This is a genomic window from Azospirillum sp. A29 (assembly GCF_042604625.1).
GTDB classification, from domain to species: domain Bacteria; phylum Pseudomonadota; class Alphaproteobacteria; order Azospirillales; family Azospirillaceae; genus Azospirillum; species Azospirillum palustre.
The window spans coordinates 292657-310433 of the sequence record NZ_CP170470.1 but is presented as its reverse complement, the minus strand read 5'-3'; the positions used below and the strand labels follow the sequence as shown (position 1 = coordinate 310433).

The 17777-nt window shown below is 68.6% G+C and carries 22 protein-coding genes; 12 read left to right on the top strand and 10 right to left on the bottom strand.

The window, feature by feature from the left end:
• Positions 1-45 precede the first annotated feature (45 nt).
• Together ABNQ38_RS37180 and ABNQ38_RS37175 are read left to right on the top strand one after the other, a co-directional pair.
• Entirely contained in the window at positions 46-438 is a 393-nt protein-coding gene (locus ABNQ38_RS37180) for a hypothetical protein (protein ID WP_377811472.1), read from the top strand.
• Positions 439-598: 160 nt separating this feature from the next.
• Positions 599-973: a response regulator gene (locus ABNQ38_RS37175; RefSeq protein ID WP_377811471.1), complete on the top strand. Its 375-nt coding sequence runs from the start codon at positions 599-601 to the stop codon at positions 971-973.
• Positions 974-1022: 49 nt separating this feature from the next.
• On the opposite strand, the gene ABNQ38_RS37170 is transcribed toward ABNQ38_RS37175, so the two are convergent.
• Entirely contained in the window at positions 1023-2225 is a 1203-nt protein-coding gene (locus ABNQ38_RS37170) for an NnrS family protein (RefSeq protein WP_377811470.1), read from the bottom strand.
• Positions 2226-2357: 132 nt separating this feature from the next.
• Between ABNQ38_RS37170 and ABNQ38_RS37165 the strand changes: the two genes are divergently transcribed.
• Positions 2358-3596, top strand: a complete 1239-nt coding sequence (locus tag ABNQ38_RS37165; RefSeq protein ID WP_377811469.1) for a winged helix-turn-helix domain-containing protein — start codon at positions 2358-2360, stop codon at positions 3594-3596.
• A gap of 12 nt (positions 3597-3608) precedes the next feature.
• On the opposite strand, the gene ABNQ38_RS37160 is transcribed toward ABNQ38_RS37165, so the two are convergent.
• From ABNQ38_RS37160 to ABNQ38_RS37125, 8 genes are all read right to left on the bottom strand, one after another.
• Complete coding sequence (locus ABNQ38_RS37160) at positions 3609-4694, bottom strand: sensor histidine kinase (RefSeq protein ID WP_377811468.1); 1086 nt, start codon at positions 4692-4694, stop codon at positions 3609-3611.
• A gap of 96 nt (positions 4695-4790) precedes the next feature.
• Positions 4791-5159, bottom strand: coding sequence for an oligopeptide/dipeptide ABC transporter ATP-binding protein (locus ABNQ38_RS37155; RefSeq protein WP_377811467.1), 369 nt, complete (start codon positions 5157-5159; stop codon positions 4791-4793).
• 48 nt (positions 5160-5207) lie between these two features.
• On the bottom strand, positions 5208-5762 hold the full coding sequence (locus ABNQ38_RS37150) for an ATP-binding cassette domain-containing protein (RefSeq protein ID WP_377811947.1): 555 nt from the start codon (positions 5760-5762) through the stop codon (positions 5208-5210).
• Positions 5763-5920: 158 nt separating this feature from the next.
• Entirely contained in the window at positions 5921-6499 is a 579-nt protein-coding gene (locus ABNQ38_RS37145) for an ATP-binding cassette domain-containing protein (protein ID WP_377811945.1), read from the bottom strand.
• Entirely contained in the window at positions 6496-7296 is an 801-nt protein-coding gene (locus tag ABNQ38_RS37140) for an ABC transporter permease subunit (RefSeq protein WP_377811944.1), read from the bottom strand. Before ABNQ38_RS37140 ends, ABNQ38_RS37145 begins: the two co-directional genes overlap by 4 nt.
• Positions 7297-7312: 16 nt before the next feature.
• Complete coding sequence (locus ABNQ38_RS37135) at positions 7313-8077, bottom strand: ABC transporter permease subunit (RefSeq protein ID WP_377811943.1); 765 nt, start codon at positions 8075-8077, stop codon at positions 7313-7315.
• An 81-nt stretch (positions 8078-8158) separates the two neighbouring features.
• Complete coding sequence (locus ABNQ38_RS37130; protein WP_377811942.1) at positions 8159-8878, bottom strand: metallophosphoesterase family protein; 720 nt, start codon at positions 8876-8878, stop codon at positions 8159-8161.
• 12 nt (positions 8879-8890) lie between these two features.
• Positions 8891-9343 (bottom strand): DMT family transporter, encoded by a 453-nt coding sequence (locus tag ABNQ38_RS37125; RefSeq protein WP_377811941.1) that lies wholly within the window; start codon positions 9341-9343, stop codon positions 8891-8893.
• A gap of 208 nt (positions 9344-9551) precedes the next feature.
• Here ABNQ38_RS37125 and ABNQ38_RS37120 point away from each other — a divergent pair, with 208 nt between their 5' ends.
• From ABNQ38_RS37120 to pcp, 9 genes are all read left to right on the top strand, one after another.
• Entirely contained in the window at positions 9552-9833 is a 282-nt protein-coding gene (locus tag ABNQ38_RS37120; RefSeq protein ID WP_377811940.1) for a cupin domain-containing protein, read from the top strand.
• Positions 9834-9986: 153 nt separating this feature from the next.
• Positions 9987-10460, top strand: a complete 474-nt coding sequence (locus ABNQ38_RS37115; protein ID WP_377811939.1) for a transposase — start codon at positions 9987-9989, stop codon at positions 10458-10460.
• Positions 10461-10597: 137 nt separating this feature from the next.
• Positions 10598-10930, top strand: a complete 333-nt coding sequence (locus ABNQ38_RS37110) for a transposase (protein WP_377811938.1) — start codon at positions 10598-10600, stop codon at positions 10928-10930.
• Positions 10931-11250: 320 nt separating this feature from the next.
• Positions 11251-12684, top strand: a complete 1434-nt coding sequence (locus ABNQ38_RS37105) for a hypothetical protein (RefSeq protein ID WP_377811937.1) — start codon at positions 11251-11253, stop codon at positions 12682-12684.
• A gap of 288 nt (positions 12685-12972) precedes the next feature.
• A complete protein-coding gene (locus tag ABNQ38_RS37100; RefSeq protein ID WP_377811936.1) occupies positions 12973-13218 on the top strand; it encodes a hypothetical protein in 246 nt (81 codons plus the stop codon).
• Positions 13219-13256: 38 nt separating this feature from the next.
• A complete protein-coding gene (locus tag ABNQ38_RS37095; RefSeq protein ID WP_377811935.1) occupies positions 13257-13565 on the top strand; it encodes a helix-turn-helix domain-containing protein in 309 nt (102 codons plus the stop codon).
• A gap of 154 nt (positions 13566-13719) precedes the next feature.
• The gene (gene rpoH / locus ABNQ38_RS37090) at positions 13720-14601 is read left to right on the top strand and encodes an RNA polymerase sigma factor RpoH (protein WP_377811934.1); all 882 of its coding nucleotides are present in this window, start codon (positions 13720-13722) and stop codon (positions 14599-14601) included.
• 105 nt (positions 14602-14706) lie between these two features.
• Positions 14707-16173, top strand: a complete 1467-nt coding sequence (locus ABNQ38_RS37085; RefSeq protein WP_377811933.1) for a glycosyltransferase — start codon at positions 14707-14709, stop codon at positions 16171-16173.
• A 29-nt stretch (positions 16174-16202) separates the two neighbouring features.
• The gene (gene pcp / locus ABNQ38_RS37080; RefSeq protein ID WP_377811932.1) at positions 16203-16850 is read left to right on the top strand and encodes a pyroglutamyl-peptidase I; all 648 of its coding nucleotides are present in this window, start codon (positions 16203-16205) and stop codon (positions 16848-16850) included.
• A 5-nt stretch (positions 16851-16855) separates the two neighbouring features.
• Here pcp and ABNQ38_RS37075 read toward each other — a convergent pair whose 3' ends face one another.
• On the bottom strand, positions 16856-17752 hold the full coding sequence (locus ABNQ38_RS37075; RefSeq protein ID WP_377811931.1) for a LysR substrate-binding domain-containing protein: 897 nt from the start codon (positions 17750-17752) through the stop codon (positions 16856-16858).
• Positions 17753-17777: the final 25 nt, after the last annotated feature.

Here is a 17777-nt window from a genome sequence, read left to right as displayed (position 1 = left end):
TTCCCTGACGCGTTGTTCCATCAGGACAATGACCAGAGAGGCACCATGAGCGAGCTTGCGGATGATCTCGACCAATGGGCCGGCACGCGGCCCGGGGTGAGGATTGACCGGGTGCGGCCGGCGGTTCGCCAGGCGATGACCGCGGCCGGCTTCGCGCCGATGGATTTGGGCGACGGCAGCCATGCCTGGTATCGCCGGTCCGACGACGGCACCCATGCGATGATTTCGCACAACAACGCGCTGGACGGCGACCCGGCGGTCAAGGACTGGATCGTCGGCCAGTATGGCGAGCGCGGCGGCTTCGTCGAGGTCGGCGGCCTGCCCCTGGCCCGCGCGCTGCAAGGGGCCGACGTCCTGCCGTCGCCGGTTCGGCCGGACGGGTCGCTGGTGGAGGCGCTCTATCCCTCCCTCCAACAGGCACTTGATGATCTGGGGTGATAGTCCAGCCCGAGCTTGCCAATGGCCCAATGGGCGATGACCAAGGTCGGGGTGGACAAGCGGACGGCTGAACGGAAAAGCTCACGCCGGTTGCCGGATGGGATTGCGACCCCCATCTGACCGCCGACCACCGCTTTGACCAGCAGCGAGCCGCCTGTCCATGGAAGCCGACCGATCCAAGCCCCTGCGCATCCTGCTCGTCGAAGACGAACCGCTGGTGGCCATGGCCATAGAGGATTCGCTGGAAGTCCAGAATGTCGTCGTCGTCGGCCCCGCCGGCACGGTGGCGGAGGCGCTGGACCTGATCGCCAAGGGCGGCATCGACGCCGCCCTGCTGGACGTCACCCTGCGCGGTGAGCGCGTCGACAGCGTCGCCGACGCTCTGGGCGCCGAGGGCATCCCCTTCGTCTTCACCACCGGTCATGGCGCGGCGGGTCTGCCGAAGAGCCATCAGAACCGCCCGGTCCTGACCAAGCCTTTCCGCGAGGTCGAGATGACCGACGCCATCGACCGTTATTTCCGCGGTGGGGCATAACGCCCCACTGCAAACTCCTCCCCTCGGTCCTGCTCAGCCCGGCCGCCCGTTAGCCCGGCCGCCCATCTGCCCGCGGCGACAGCAGGACCGGGGCGTAGGCGACGAGATACAGGGCGAAGGCCGCGACCCAGGCATAGCCCGACCATTGCAGCGCCGCCCATACCCAGTCCACCGGCAGCAGCGGCGAGGCGGTGCGGCCGACCGCGGCGACCGTCAGCAGCACATAGGCGGCGACCGTCGCCCGCGTCACCGTCAGCGGCCGCCCGGTGTGGCCGAGCGAGGCGCGGCTCATCACCGCCAGGATCAGCGTGGCGAAGGCGCCGACCGTCATCGCATGGGTTCCCGAAGCAGCGGGCAGACCGGCCAGGGCATGCAGCCCGCGCAAGGTCAGCGCCACCGGCACCCACAGATAGCCGACATGCAGGATCCACAGGATCGGCGAGCGCCAGGCTTTCCAGCCCTGCCAGCCGGCCAGCCGCACGGCATGGGCCACCGCGGCGGCGAGTGCGATCAGTCCGGTGACCGCCGACTCCGGGGCCACCATCGTCGCCGGGATCAGCGCCAGTGTCAGAACCAGCGTCGGCCGCTCCACCATCGGCCAGGACCGCACGCCCAGGCCCGCCTTGCCGAGCCCGTTGCGGGTGAAGGCCGGCAGGATGCGCCCGCCGATCACCGTCACCATCATCAGGATGATGCCGAGCCCCAGCGCGAAGCCGGCATCCGCCCCGCCGTCCAGCATCTCCAGCCAGTCCAGATGGATCAGCATATTGGCGGCGGTCAGCAGCCCGATCAGGATCAGGAAGGCGCTGTTCCGCCACTTGCCCGCCTTCACCAGTGGCCGGGCGAGCGCGATGCCGAGCCCCGGCAGGAAGGCGATGTCGATCACCGCCGCCACCGCTTCCGGCATGCCGGTCCAGGGGAAGACGGCGACGCGGCCGGCCATCCACAGCGCCGCGAGCGCCATCAGCGGTGCGCCGGACACCGCCTTGGTTCCCGTCCAGCTCGGTACCGCGGTCAGCAGGAAGCCGGCGACGGCGGCCACCACCATGCCGAACAGCATCTCATGCGCATGCCAGGCGCTGGCGCCCGCCGCATGGTCCGGCCATTCCCCGGTCACCAGCACGCCCAGCCAGGCGGCCAGCAGCCCGACCGCGGCCACGCCGCTGAACAGGAAGAAGAAGCGGAAGCCATACTGGAACAGGATCGGGATGGCGGGGCCGTCGTCACGGCCGGCAAGACTGGGGGAGGACATGGACAGGAACTCCGCAGGACGGGTGCTGCAATGCAGGATGACCGTCAGCCTGCGCGCAGCCCCTCCACGCCGCCTTGACGAAAATCAAACGCATTCTCAAGCTGGCGTCCCATCCAACCTCCCTCCGAACCCATGCCCCGTCCAGACAGCCTGTCCCTGCGCGAGGCGCGCCGCGTCGCCATCGCCGCCCAGGGTTTTCCCAACACCACCACCGACACAGCCGACGCCGACACGGTCGAAGCCCGCCATGCCCGACGCCTGATCGGGCGGCTGGGGCTGGTGCAGATCGATTCCGTCAATGTGCTGGTTCGCTCCCATTACCTGCCGCTCTTCTCGCGGCTCGGTCCGTACGAGGCGGCTCTGCTCGACCGGCTGGCCTATGGCGGCAAGCGGCGGGCGCTGTTCGAATATTGGGGCCACGAAGCCTCCCTGATCCCGGTGGAGCAGCAGCCGCTGTTCCGCTGGCGCATGGCGCGGGCCGAACGCGGCGAAGGCACCTATGGCGCGCTGGCGCGCTTCGCCGTCGAACGCCGTCCCTACATCGACTCGGTTCTGGCGGAGGTGGCGTCGCGCGGGCCGATGGGAGCGTCCGAACTCAGCGAAGCCGGGCGTGGCGCCGGCGGCTGGTGGGGGTGGAGCGACGGCAAGCGGGCGCTGGAGTATCTGTTCTGGGCCGGCCTCGTCACCACCGCCGGCCGGCGCGGGTTCGAACGGCTCTACGACCTGCCGGAGCGGGTACTGCCCGCCGCCGTGCTCGACACCCCCACCCCGGAGGAGGCGGAAGCCCAGCGCGCCCTGCTGCGCATCGCCGCCCGCGCCCATGGCGTGGCGACCGAGCGCGACCTGCGCGACTATCACCGGCTGGACGTGACCGACGCCCGCCTGCGCATCGCCGAGCTGGTGGAGGCCGGCGACCTGCTACCGGTGACGGTGGAGGGCTGGGACCGCATCGCCTACGTCACCCCCGACCTGCGCATCCCGCGCAAGGCCGCGTCCCGCGCCCTGCTCTCCCCCTTCGATTCGCTGGTCTGGGAGCGGCAGCGCACCGAGCGCCTGTTCGGCGCCCGCATCCGGCTGGAGATCTACACCCCCGCCCACAAGCGCGAGCATGGCTATTACGTCCTGCCCTTCCTGATGGACGAGCGCATCGCCGCCCGCGTCGATCTGAAATCCGACCGCAAGGCCGCCACCCTGCTGGTCCAGGCCGCCCATGCCGAACCGCATGCCCAGGTCGATGCCGTCGCCCCGGCCCTGGTGGCGGAGTTGCGCCGGCTGGCCGGCTGGCTGGGGCTGGAGCGGGTGACCGTGGTCGGTACCGGCGATCTGGCGCCGGCCTTGGCAGGGGTGCTGGGCGACGCTCACGCATATTGAAGCCGGCTCCGCCTACCCCACCACCCGCTCCGGCGGAAAGCGCAGCCGTACCGTCGTCCCGCGCCCCGGTGCGCTGTCGACGGCGATGCCGCCGCCATGCAGGTCCACCAGGGCGGCGGTCAGCGGCAGGCCGAGGCCGGACCCATGCTGGGCCACCGTCATCGGATCATGGGCTGGATCGTGCACCTGCGCAAAGGCAGTCAGCGCCTGCGGAATGCGGTCGGGCGGCATGCCGCGGCCGTCGTCGGCGACCGCCAGCACCAGACCGCCATCCGCCTCACGCTCCGCCGACACCGTCACATGGCCGCCGGCAGCGGTGAATTTCAGCGCGTTGCCGACAAGGTTGGTCAGCATCTGCCGGACCAGCGACGGGTCGGCCCACAGCACCGGCAGATCGTCCGGCAGGCGGGCGGACAGGGTCACGCCCGACCGCTCCGCCCGGCCCGCCATCATCGACAGGGTGGCATCGACGATCAGGGCGGGCGGACACTCCTCCTCATACAGGTCCAGCCGCCCGGCCTCGATGCGGGCAAGATCGAGCAGGTTGTTGATCAGCTCCAGCATATAGCCGCCGGCGGCGACGATCTGGGCTGCCGCCTCGCCATAGCGCGGACTGTCGGGCGGTCCCAGCAGCCGGTCGCGCAGGATCTCGGCGAAGCCGATGACCGCGGTCAGCGGCGTGCGCAGCTCGTGGCTCAGGTGGTGGACATACTCGGACTTGCGGCGGTTGGCCGCAGCCAGCTCCAGCGCCTGGGCCTTCAGGTCGGCACTGTCGGCCGCCACCTCAACCAGGATCAGGTCGCAGTCCGGCACAGGCCCGATGCGGGCGGTCAGCGCGAGCGGCGGGCCGCCGGTTCCACAGATGGTCACCCCCCGCTCGGCCCTCACCCCCTTGGTAACCGGCAACGGTCCGGCCGGCTCGACCCGCAGGCTGCCGCCCACCGCATCCGGGTCGAGCAGCGCGCGGGCCATCCCGTTCAGCCAGACCACGCCGCCATCCTCCGCCCGCGCCAGCCACAGCGGCGTGGCGAGCCCGGCCAGCAGCTTCAGTGCCGGCAGACGGTTCAGATCGGGCATGGTGACGGACAGGGACGGCATCGGCTCCCCGGCGGCAGGCGTTCAGGATGAGGAAACTTGCGTCCTGAAAGGATAACACAAATGCATGAAAACAGCCAGCCGTTGGGTTTATCCCGTTCACCCGTCCGCCGGCGTGTCCCAGTAATGGCAGGCCACATGGTGGCCGGGCGCCACCTCCTCCAGCGTCGGAACGGCCTGGGCACAGAACTCCCGTGCCAGCGGGCAGCGGCGGCGCAGTGGACAGCCGGCCGGCTGGGCGAAGGCCGACGGCGCGTCGCCCTCCAGCGCCGGGCGTTCGCCCTGCGCCGCCGCCAGCATCGCCCGGCTGTAGGGGTGCAGCGGCGCCGTCCGCAGCGTTCCGGCGTCGGCGCTCTCCACCACGCGTCCGGCCAGCATCACGACGCCTCGATGGGCATCGCGCAGCCCCTCGTCATACCGCTCGGTCGCCAGGACCAGCGACAGCCGGCGGCGGTCGCGCACCGCCATCAGCGTGTCGAGAAAGGTTTCGCGCTCCTCCGCCGACAGGTGCGGGGCTCATGCCGGCTCGTCGGCGACCAGCACCCGCGGCTCCGACAGGATGGCGCGGGCAAGGCCGGCATGGGCGGCCTCCGCGACGCTCAGCGCCGACGGCCAGCGGAGCGCTGCCTCCGGACGCAGGCCGGCTTCCTCCAGCGCCTCGTCGATGCGGTGGTCGCGCCGGTCGGCGGCAACGTCGGACGGACGCAGGCTCTCCAGCACGAGGCCGAACTGGGCGCCGAGCGTCATCGCCGGGTCGAAGGAGGCGGCCGGGTCGGGGAACAGCGGTTGCAGGTCGCGCCGGGCGCGGCGCAATCCACCACGGTCGGGGTCGTTGGCGTCGCCCGCAGCCGGTGGCGCGGCGGTCGCCATCAGGTCGCGGCCCATCCACACCACCGCTCCGGCCGTCGGCGGCGGCAGGCACAGCAGCGAGCGGGCGAGCGTCGCCTTGGCGCTGCCGGTCTCGCCCAGCAGGGCCAGCGTCTCCCCCGTCCGCAAATCCAAATCGATGCCATGCAGCACCGCCAGCGACCGCGCCTTCCCCCCCGGGCCAGGGGCGAGCGGATAGGACATGCCGACGCCGCGGGCATGCAGGCGGGCGGTGCCGGGCGGCTCCAGCGGCGTCAGCGGTTCGGTCCTTGCCGGGTTGGCCGGCAGCAGACGGGCGCGGCGCAGCGCCAGCACCCGGTCGGCCGGACCGGCAAGCCCATCCTCCGGCCGTCCGGCCAGGATCAGCGCCACCCCGTCGGCCCGCGCCCAGTCGGCCAGCCGGTGGAGAGCGCGCAGCCGCACCGTCGGGTCCAGCCCGGCGGCCGGCGCGTCGGCGACACCGCCGGCCCCACCGCCACCGCCATGGCGAAGAGGCAGGCCCAGCGCAGCGAGTTCCGGCAAGCTGCTCCGGCGGCAAGGTCCAAGCGCGCGCCGGGGCGGCGGCGGGAACGGCCCACAGGCCAGCCCGCTCGCCATGGCGGGCGCAGCGACGACCGCAGATCGAGCCCCAGATGGTGGCCGACCTCCCTGCACAGGGGCCAGCCGGCGCGCGGCGCCAGCCGGCCGCCCTGGGCGATCAGCAGATGGCCGTCGACGCGGGCGCTCCCCGCCATGTCGACGCCGGCCGGCAACTGGCCGGCGAGCGCCCCCAGCAGGGCGGTCTTGCCGCTGCCGGCCCCGCCGGTGACGGCGAGAACCTGCCCGCGCTCCACCCGCAAAGTGGCGCGGTCGAGCAGGACACGGTCGCCCAGCATGAGGGTCAGCGCCTCGGTCTCGACCGGCGCGGGCTTCGTGGCCCCAAGGACGGATGCATCGGTCATGATTTGCGCTGTCCGGCCGCCATGCCTTCGGCGATGGCGCAGGCGGCCCACAGGGCGAGCGCCAGCAGCAGGGCCGGCGGGACGAAGGCCACCGGGTCGCCCAGCCGCGCCGCCAGCCCGACCGAGGCGCCCCAGCTGCCCAGGACCGGCGGCAGCCCGAGCCCGAGCAGGCTGGCGAAACTCTCCGCCGCCAGAACCCGCGGCAGGGCCAGCACCCCGGCGGCCAGCAGCGGGCGCGTCAGGTTGGGGATCAGGTGCCGGCGCACCACCTCGCCCTCCGGCAGGCCGGCGGCGCGGGCGGCGGTCAGGAACTCCGCCCGCATCAGGCTCGACAGCTCGGCATGGGCGAGCGCCGCGACCGCGGGCGCTGCGGTCAGCGCGGTGACCAGCGCCAAAAGCCAGACCGGCGCCATCAGCCCGCCGGCGAGCGGAACCAGCAGGGCGAGCGGCCAGCCGGCCATCCGCTGGGCGGCGGCGATGGTGCGCCGCTCCGCCCGGCTGCCCGCCAGCGTGCCGAGAATCCCAGCCAGCAGCGCCCAGCCGATGCCCAGCAGCCCGCCCAGCACCGCGGCCAGCAGCGCGAAGGACAGGCTGCCCCGCCCGTCGAGCAGCGCCGCGGCGACCGGGTCGGCGTCCAGCCGGTGCACCGCGCTGCCGTCGGCCATCAGCGGCGCCGCGGCGCAGGCGAGCGCCAGGGCGGCGAGGATGGCGGCGCCCGACAGCCCGCGGGCGAAGCCGGCACGCGGGGTCTCCGGCGGAACCGGATGGGAAAGCGGCGGTTGGTCGTACTCGGCCATCGGGGTCCTTCTTCGGTCACGCCCCTTCATAGGGCGTGGAGCTGTGGTTGGCCGGGTCGATCCAGTCGCGCACCCCGAGGCCCAGCGCGTTCAGCAGGGCGGTCAGCCCGCCCAGCGCCACCAGGACCGGCACCGCCCCGGCGGCCGATCCGGCGCGGGCGGCATCGACCATCAGCGCGCCCGCCCCCGGCAGGTCCAGCAGGCTTTCCAGCGCCACCGCGCCGACCATCGCCGCCAGCACCGCGGCGCGCAAGCCCCCCATCACCGGGGCGACCGCCTGCGGCAGGGCGTGGTGGCGCAGCACCGTGCGCTCGTCCAGCCCCAGCCCGCGGGCCATCCGCACGGCCCCACCCTCCGGCCCCGGACCCAGGGCGCGGCCCATCGCCGGGCGCGCCAGCCGGGCCGCCTGGCAGGCGGCGGGAATCGACAGGGCGGTCCAGCCCAGCGGCGCCGCCGACGCCCCGGCCCGCACCGCGAGCGCGGCGACGGCGGCCAGCAGGAATCCGGGCAGCAGCGGCCCGGCTGCGGCCAGCAGCCGCCCGACCAGACCGCCGGCCGACCGCGGCGCGACCGCGGCCCAGGATCCGGCGAGCGTGCCCAGCGCGGTTCCGACCGCCAGCGACGGCAGCGTCAGCAGAAGCGTCACCACCAGCCCGCGCAGCAGCGCCATGGCGGCATCCGGCTGCGGTGCCACCAGCGTCGACAGTCCCACCCCCGCCACCATCGGCAGGACGGCGGTCGGCACGGCATCGATCAGGCGGCGGATCACGGGACGCGGCATCTGGGCAGGGGGACCGGTGGGAAAGACCATATGTGGGGCGACATGCGACCGTAAGCGCCCCTCCCCCGCCGGGCAACAGAATTAGCGTCGGGCGGTGTCTGCGTCCGATCGGACCGAACCGGTTTCGAGGATGGCGACCAGTTCGCTTTCGACAGGGCGCGGCAAGCCCAGGCTCTTGAGCTTCGCAATCGTCGCCTCGACCGGATAGCGATAGGATTTGAGTTCGAAACGACCGTCCTGGCAGACGGCGTAGCTTGCCAGCGTCGTGCCGTTGCGGGGCTGGCCGAGGCTCCCCGGATTGAGCACCACCCTGTCACCGATCCTGCGCAGCATCGGCACATGGGTGTGCCCGACGAGGAGGACATCGGCCCGCAATCCGTCGAGTTCCCTCTCCCACCCGGCGGCGTCCCTGGGATGCCGGCCATAGAGCGGATCCGACGGCATCGCGTGCGTCAGATGAAACCGGAGGCCGTCGCGCTCGGCCTGTACCTGCTGCGGAAGCCCGCGCAGATAGGCCTTCTGCGCGTCGCCGAGGGCGGACGACGTGTAGCGTCTGGTCGCTTCGGCCAGCGGACGATAGCGCGCGCTCCAGCGTCGGTCGTCGTCGTGCGCCACCGCATGGTCGTGGTTTCCCTGGATCGCCAGAGACGCCTTTCCCATGATGTCGGCGACGACGTCGTTCGGTTGCGGCCCGTAATTCACGAGATCGCCCAGCACCCAGAGTTCGTCATACGCCTCGGGCAGGGCGCGCAAGGCGTCGTGGTTGCCGTGGATGTCGGATATGATAATTAGCTTCACCATGGCCTCCCGGTGTCAGACGCGGATCAGGACGACGCCCAGCAGCAGGGACGCCGTGCCGGCCAGCCGGGGGAGGCTCACCGGATGGTGGGGAAGCCCGAACAGGCCGAAATGGTCGAAAGCAAGCGAGCCGAGCATCTGGCCGACGACGATCAGCGCGAGCACGGTCGCGGCACCGAGGCGGGGAACCATCAGGATGGCGGTCCCGATGAACAGCGCGCCGAAAAGGCCCCCCGTCCAGGACAGCCACGAGGTCGGTCCGGCCAGCTGGTCGGTGAGCCGGGGAGCGGAGGAGGTCAGCGCCACCGCCAGCATCGCCAGCATGCCGACGAGGTAGCTGACGAAGCCCGCCCACCAGGGCGACCCGAGTTCAGCCCGCAGGTTCGCGTTCAGGACCTGCTGCAAAGCGACGCTCACGCCGGCACCGACGACGAGAAGATAGGAAAAGGCGGACAAGGCGGCGGTCATGCCATACTCCCCCGAAAACATGCCGGCCGGCATGGAGGGCTTTCCATGCGGCGCGTCCCGGAGGATGGATAGCAGCGCCGTGGCTCCGCCGTCTGGAACGCATGTGACCAAACCAAACCGCGGCCTTGCCCATGCAACCGGGACTTGATTACGGTTGCGCGAACGTCGTTTTTTGAAAGGGCTGCGGCCGGAAGCGGGGTGGTTGGTCATGGCGGTGTCTTTTCAGTTCCCCAACGGCATGGGCAGCGGCGGCGCCTGGAGCTATTGGCGCCCGCTCAGCCGCGACATCGTCGAACTCGGCGTCGTGTGCGGACAGGACGTCTCGCTGCCGGTGCATTTCCATGAAGAGGACCAGCTGACCTTCGTCCTGTCGGGCCGCCGGCGCTTCCTGATGAAGGACAGGCCGTTCGAGGTCGCACCGGGCCGGGGGGTGAGAATTCCGGCCGGAACGCTGCACAGCTGCTTGTATGACGGCACCGTTCCATATTGAAGCCCAGACGGTCGGTGGTGGCCGTCCGGGTTGACCGACCCCGTCGCTCCCATGGCCTTGAGGCCGCGCGAAAGCTTGAGGGCGGCCAATCATCCTTGCGAGTCCGAACGGTTGCTTGAGCCCGAGCTCGCATCACAAGGAAGGATCACGAGGATGCCGGAACCCGAACGAGCCGTGGGGATCGATTGCGGCAAGGATTTTCTGGATGTTGGCGTGTTCCCCGGCGCCGGCCAGCATCGGGTGGCCAACACGCCCGAGGGACACCGGGAGTTGGTGGCCTGGATCGCGGAACGGGGGATCGGCGTGGCCGGACTGGAAGCCAGCGGTGGCTATGAGCGGCCGGTCCGAAATGCGCTACGCGCCGCCGGGGTGTCGGTCCGGGTCTTCGATCCGACGCGGGTCCGCCATTTTGCCAAAGCCAAGGGGCGGCGGGCCAAGAACGACCGCCTCGACGCGGCGGTGATCGCCGAGTTCACCGCCACCCAGATGGCGGAGCCGCTGCTCCCGGCCGACCCGGCCCGCGAAGAGCTGGCCAGCCTGATCAAGGCGCGCCGCCTGCTCGTCGATAAGCGCGCCGACCTCGGCAAGGGCGGCCTCCATGCCCCAGCCGCCGCCCAGGGGCGCTGACCAACGCGGTCGAGCATCTGGCGCGGGAGATTGCCACGCTGGACGCCGCTATCACCCAGGCGACCAAGGCCCTCTCGTCCTTGTCCAAAACGGTGCAGGACCTCCAGACCGCCCCGGGCATCGGACCGGTGACGGCGGTGACGCTGGCCGTCCTGCTTCCGGAGCTGGGCCGGATCTCTGGCGGGAAGATTGCCGCCCTGGCCGGTGTAGCACCCTTCGATCGAGACAGCGGCACCTTGCGCGGCCAACGCCACATCGCCGGCGGGCGTGCCGACGTCCGCCGTGCGCTGTATCTGGCCACTTTGTCGGCCGCCACGCACGCCAAGGGCGTCATCGCCGACTTCTACCAAAGCCTGATCGGACGAGGAAAGCCACCGAAAGTCGCCTTGGCCGCCTGCATGCGCAAACTGATCGTCCGCCTCAACGCCATGCTCGCCAAGGGAGCCAACTGGCAAGCCAAGCCCGCGTAGAAGGTCGACGGTCGGCGCTCGCCGCCGACCGATGCCGAGCACAGCGAGCCGGCGGCGCGGACGGGTCAAGGCCGAAGCCGCCCGCAGGGCGGGGGCGCATCCGCGCCCGCCTTGACGCGGAGCACCACCGGTTCAGCTCTCGCTTTTGGGGGACACTACCGAATGCCCGAACCATTTAGGCGGCATCTGATAGCGGGTGAGCGGCCACCGTAGATATTCTGCTAATGACCAAATTTGATGATTAACGGTTGCGTAACTTGAAAAAATACGCCTTAACTTACAACGTGCTCAATATTTGAATTGCATATGGGAGTGTGACAATGACTTGGGGTTACATGAAGGTCCGCAATTCTTGCCCGTTTCCCGTGACATTTTACGCTTTGGCGGGCCCTACCTTGGAGCTTCCCGCTTTCACGACCCAAACAGCCAAAGCATGCCTGATCTGGTTTTCGACAAGAGTGAAGGGGGGCGGCATTGTCATAAATCTGGGTGATTGGGAAACGTACAAGGAAGAATATCTCAAAGAATATGAAAAGCACGCCGGTCAGATTGGAGACCAAAGCGGAACAGGAACCGGAATGGCAGCCGGTTCAATACTTGGATATTCTCTTGACAGTTTAGCGGAGGTTTTTTCTGTTAAAAACACCAGAGTTGGTGACGATACTTATTTCGGTGCAAAAAAAGAGGCAGTTTACGGAAACTCCGATCTGGTGGTTTACGCAACATTGGATCCTGCCTGCAAACAAGATCATGAGATGGGTAAGATTTGGATGCTGCATTTAGAAAAAGACAATGGACAGGAATCCGATGATCCGAACACCGACCCTGACTACACGGTTCCTGATTTAAGTGATTATTCTAGTAAGATCTTCTTTCGACTCTTCAACGCTGAAAAGGGGTCTTATCTTTATGCTAAATCTGATAACAGTACTGTGAGTGTACATCGCCTTCCAAAAAATCTTGGGGATATCTCCCCTATTCCCTTCAACCCTAAGGAAATGCGGGAGTACTGGACCCTTCATCCGCAGGATGCCGGAAATAACACTCACAGAATTAAACTGCTTAACACAAGCACTAATAAATGGCTTACATGCTTTTCGACTGACAATAACCGTATTGGACTATACTCCATTAATGAACCGGATTATGAGGATCAGCATTGGGATTTGGATGATCTGGGATCGAATGGTAGAATTGTTCAATTGGAAAACGCCAAAGTTAGTCAAAATCTAGTAGGCACCGATGAAGACAGAGTATTCCTGTACAATCCGATAAAAGATGGCAACGGTGATCAAAACTGGATCGTTGAAACAATCACGGCCAACATTTCAAACATACCAAATACCAGAGAAATATATTTAATGCATGCTGCGACTGGGATGATTTTAGCGCGGGGAGACAACAACAGTGTCGCACTGAAGTCAGAATGGAGCGGAGCTGGAGTCTTTAATTTTTCACTTGAGAATATTTCTGGAAACACTTTTAAAATACGCTCTAAAAACTATGATGGAAGCTCTGTTATTCTTACGTATTACCAGAACGAAAATTACCTAGGAGTCTATCCTGGGAATGCCACCGACTACAAAGATCAGCACTGGGAGATAGTAGAGCAAAAGAATCATGCTGGTTTTTATTTAAGGAACCAGTCACCGAAATGGGGAAATTCAAACTATCTCTATTACAAAAATGGGGGTTTTGGTCTATACAGTGGACCTTATGACAACGACCAACTTTGGGTTGCTCTATTTAAATAATTGTTGTGATTCACTTTGCGCCCAATAACGCAATTGATGTCCTGGACGGCTTACCAAGAACCGGTATTGCACAACAGAGAGCCGTTTCTGTCGGGGCGGCTCTCCGGGGCTTGCCAATCAAGGGAAGTGGCTGCGGTGCCCGGCCGGCGCGCGTTGCGCGTCGGCTTGGTCGAGCGGCCCGACGAGTCAGCCCCGGCACCAACTCGCGCGAGGTCCTGCACCTGGGCGCCCTCCGCGCTGACCAGCAGCACCAGCACGCCGGCTCGGCCGGGGCTGGGGGCTGTCGAGTTGGGTGGGACCTCGGCGGCGATCGGCAGCAGGATAGCTAACACCGGCGCGGTCGCCAGTTCCTCGATATCTTCAACGGTGCAGTTCCCGCTTCACAAATCACGGTTGCTTTCCGAACCGGCCGATGTCTTCTGCATCAACATCTACACCTCGCCCGGGGCCTGCAACGCCGCGACCCTGTTTGCCGCGATGGCGCTGCTTGGCGGCGGCAGGGGAGTATCGGTTGGCCCGATCTGGCGGCGATGATCGAGAGCCACCGGCAAAATCACCGGTGTGAGGACGGCATGCCGCCGCAGCGGGTGGAGGCGACGGTTCCCTCTTGGGAAAGGGTCGGCGAGGGCGCCCGTCTCGCCGGGATGAGCCGCGAAGGCTTCTCGCGCAGGTTCCGCAAGCAGCATGGCGTCCCGCCGCAGCTCTTCCGGCTGTCCGAACGATTGAACGAGGCGCGGCGCCTGCTGCGGGCCGGAGAGCCGGTCGCCGCCGTGGCGGCCGAAGCCGGCTTTTCCGATCAAAGCCATCTCGGCCGCTGTTTCCGGCGCGCCTTCGGCGTCACGCCGGGCCACTACCGCCGGAACCTGCCGCCCGCCCCCTGAGCTGGCTCTGAGGCCGGCCGGGGGCAATCCCGACCGCCGCGCTTGACTTACAGCACCAGTTTTGTACTATATGCCTGCCTGCTCCGCCGGAGAGGTCTGGGCCCGCCGATTGGGGGTCCTGCACCCGTCATATCGCTTTGCACGAGGATGTGACATGAGCACCGCCATTGCCCTCCGTTCGCCCGATTCCGGCGAATCCCTGTCCCGCTATATCAACGACACGCACCGTTACCCGGTCCTGGCGGCCGAGGACGAATACATGCTGGCCAAGGCCTGGACCGAGCATGGCGATGTCGATGCGGCGCACAAGCTGGTCACCAGCCACCTCCGTCTCGTCGTCAAGATCGCCGGCGGTTACCGCGGCTACGGCCTGCCGCTGTCCGACCTGATCGCCGAGGGCAATCTCGGCCTGATGACCGCCGTCAAGAAATTCGAACCCGAACGCGGCTTCCGCCTGTCCACCTACGCGATGTGGTGGATCAAGGCCTCGATCCAGGATTACATCCTGCGGTCCTGGAGCCTCGTGAAGATCGGCACCACCGCCGCACAGAAGAAGCTGTTCTTCAGCCTGGGCCGCCTGAAGCGGAAGCTGGGCGAGTATGGCAGTGGCGACCTGCACCCCGACAGCGTCACCAGCATCGCCACCGACCTGTCGGTGCCCGAGGATGACGTGGTCGCCATGAACCGCCGGATGTCGGGGCCGGTGGCCTCGCTGAACGCGCCGATGAACGCCGACGGCGATTCGGGCGAATGGCAGGATCTGCTGGCCGACGAACGTCCGTCGGTGGAGGAATCGCTGGTCGAACGCGGCGAGGCCCGTCAGCGCAGCGCCCTGCTGCACGAGGCGATGGCCGTGCTGAACGACCGCGAGCGCGACATCCTGACCAGCCGCCGCCTGTCCGACAGCCCGCTGACCCTGGAGGATCTGTCGGTCCGCTACGGCGTCAGCCGCGAGCGCATCCGCCAGATCGAGGAAAAGGCCTTCGAGAAGGTCGCCCGCCAGACCCGCGTCCTGGCGGCGGCCGTCGCGGCCTGACCCGAAGACAGCTGCGTCCGGAATCCGCGCCAGCTTCGGCCTGCAGTTCCGTGTAACCCCTCCATCAGCGCCGGCGGCCTCCGCCGGCCCTCGTGGAGGCGGCCCATGCCGAAAACCATTCCCCACGCCCATTCCGAACGCTCCCGGCCGTCCGCGCCGACGAGTGCCGACGAAACCGGCTTCGAAACCGGTTTCGCCACGGCCCTGCGCCTGCATCGGGCCGGATGCTGGGCTCAGGCGCTGGCAATCCATGACCGGCTGCTGGGCGACCCGCGTCTGCCTCCCGCGCAGGCGGCGCAAGCCTATGCCAACCGCGGCGCGGCCCTGCGCCGGCTTGGCCGGGCGGACGAGGCGGTGTCCTCCTGCATCGAGGCGCTGGTCCGCTGCCCCGAGATGGCCGAGGCCTACGCCAACATCGGCGCGATCCTGCAGGAGGCCGACCATCCTCTGGCCGCCCTCGATGCCTGCCGCCGGGCCATCGCGCTGGCCCCTGGCCTCTACACCCCCTATCTGGCGATGGCCCATGCCGCGCAGGACTGCGGCGCCCCTGCCGGCGCGCTGGTCCTGCTGCGCCGCGCAGCCACTCTCGCCCCGGCAATGCCCAGCGTGCGCTACAATCTGGCCGAGGCACTCCTCCAGCATGGGCTGTTCGCGGAAGGCTGGCAGGCGTACGAGGCGCGCTGGCAGGCACGGGAACTGGCGCTGACCCGGCCCACCTGCGCCAAACCCGAATGGACAGGACAGGACATCACCGGCAAGACCCTGCTGGGGGTGGAGGAGCAGGGCTTCGGCGACGCCCTGCAATTCGCCCGCCTGATCCCGCTGGTGAAGGCGCGCGGCGCGCGGCGGATCGTCCTGCACTGCCGGGCGCCGCTGGTCCGGCTGCTCGCCGGCCTGGAGGGCGTCGATGCGGTGACCACCGCCCTGCCCGATCCCTGCGTCTACGATCTCTGGGTGCCGCTGCTGTCGCTGATGCAACGGCTGGCGGTGGCGCCCGACCGCATTCCGGCGGCGGTGCCCTATCTGGCCGCCCCGCCGGACGCCGTCCAGCACTGGACCGGAGCCTTGCCGGAGACGGGGGAATTGCGGGTCGGGCTGGTCTGGGCCGGCGATCCGCGGCTGGGCCATGCCGCCGCCAGCCGGACCGACGCCCGCCGCAGCCTCGCCCTTGCCCAGCTCGCGCCGCTGCTGACGGTGCCGGGCGTGTCCTGGGTCAGCCTGCAAAAAGGGCCGGCGGCGGCTCAGCTGGACAGGTTCGCGATCTTCGACCCGATGCCCGGCGTCACCGACTTCGCCGACACCGCGGCCATCGTCCGGCAGCTCGACCTCGTGATCGGGGTGGACACCGCCGTCGTCCATCTCGCCGGTGCGCTGGGCGTGCCGGTGTGGGTGCTGTCACGCTTTAGCGGCTGCTGGCGCTGGCTGCTCGACCGCGACGACAGCCCCTGGTACCCGACGCTCCGCCTGTTCCGCCAGCAGCGCCCCGGCGATTGGGCGCCGGTGGTGGCGCGGGTGCGCGAAGAGCTGTTGCGCGCGGTGCGGCTCCCCCGCCATCATCGCGGCCCGGTTTGACCATGGTGAAATTCCTCACGGAGTCCGCGATGCCGACCGTCCTTCTGACCGGCTTCGAGCCGTTCGGCGGCGAGCCCGTCAACCCGTCCTGGGAGGCGGTGCGGCAGCTGGACGGCTGGGAATGCCGCGGCCACCGTGTCGCCGCCCGGCTGATGCCCTGCGTGTTCGGCGCGGCGCTCGACGCGCTGGAGCGCGCGGTGGTGGAAACCGATCCGGTGGCGCTGCTCGCCGTCGGGCAGGCGCAGAGCCGGGCGGAGCTGTCGCTGGAGCGGGTGGCCGTCAACCTCGACGACGCCCGCATCCCCGACAATGCCGGCAACCAGCCGGTCGATGCGCCGGTGGTGGCGGACGGTCCTGCCGCTTATTTCGCCAGCCTGCCGGTCAAGGCGATGGCAGCCGCCCTGCGCGACGCCGGCATCCCCGCCGGCCTGTCGCACAGCGCCGGCAGCTTCGTCTGCAACCACCTGTTCTACGGCGCCTGCCATCTGCGGGCGGTGCGGCGGCCGACCTTGCGCGTCGGCTTCCTGCACATCCCGCTCGCACAGGAACAGGCGGTGCGCCACCCCGGCATGCCGTCGATGGCAATCGATCAGGTGGTCGCCGCCCTGCGCATCGCCGTGGACACCCTGCTGGCGATCCGCGAGGACCGGCATGAGGCGGCCGGCACGCTGGAGTAGCCGGCCTACGCCACCTCGGTCAGCAGCCAGTCCTTGAAGCGGCGCACCCGGCGTGCCCGCTCGGCACCCGGCGCGTGGGCGATCAGGTAGCGGCCGCGCGGCCGCAGTGTCTCGGTGAAGGGCTGGACCAGCCGCCCCGACGCCACATCGTCTCCAACTAGGAAGACCGGCAGCAGGGCCACCCCCATGCCCGCCGACGCCGCCTCGATGATCATGAAGAAATGCTCGAAGGCCAGCGACAGCGCCGCCTCGGGTAGCGGCAGGCCGAAGGCGGCGAGGTAGACGCGCCAGGAATCGGGCCGGGTGGTGTGCTGCAACAGCCGGTGCTGCGCCAGATCGGCGGGATGGCTCAACGGCGGCCCCTGCTCCAGCAGCGTCGGCGCGCAGAAGACGCCCATCGTCTCTGGCATCAGGGTCGCGATCTCCGCCCCTGGCCATTCCTCGACGCCATAGCGGATGGCGACGTCGATGCGCTCCTTGGCGAAATCGACGCGGTGCTCGCCGATGCTGACCTCGACCTGGATGTCGGGGTTCTCCGCCTGGAAGCCCTTCAGCCGCGGGATCAGCCAGCGCTGCGTCAGGGTCGGCAACGCGCTGACCCGCAGCACCCCTCCCTCCTGCGCGCGGGCCGCCCGCGCCGCCGCGGCGATGCGGTCGAGCGCCGCCGACGCCTCGCCATAGAAGGCCGCCCCGGTCGGCGTCAGCTCGATGCCACGACCGACACGGCGGATCAGCTCGACGCCCAAATCGGCCTGGAGAGTCTGCATCATGCGGCTGACCGCACCCTGGGTCACCGCCAGCTCGTCGGCCGCCCGGGTGAAGCTGAGATGGCGGGCCACCGCGACGAAGCTGCGGACGGCATTGAGCGACGGCAAATGGCGTCCGGAAGCGCGATCAGGCATGGCAAACCGAATCATGAGTTGAACT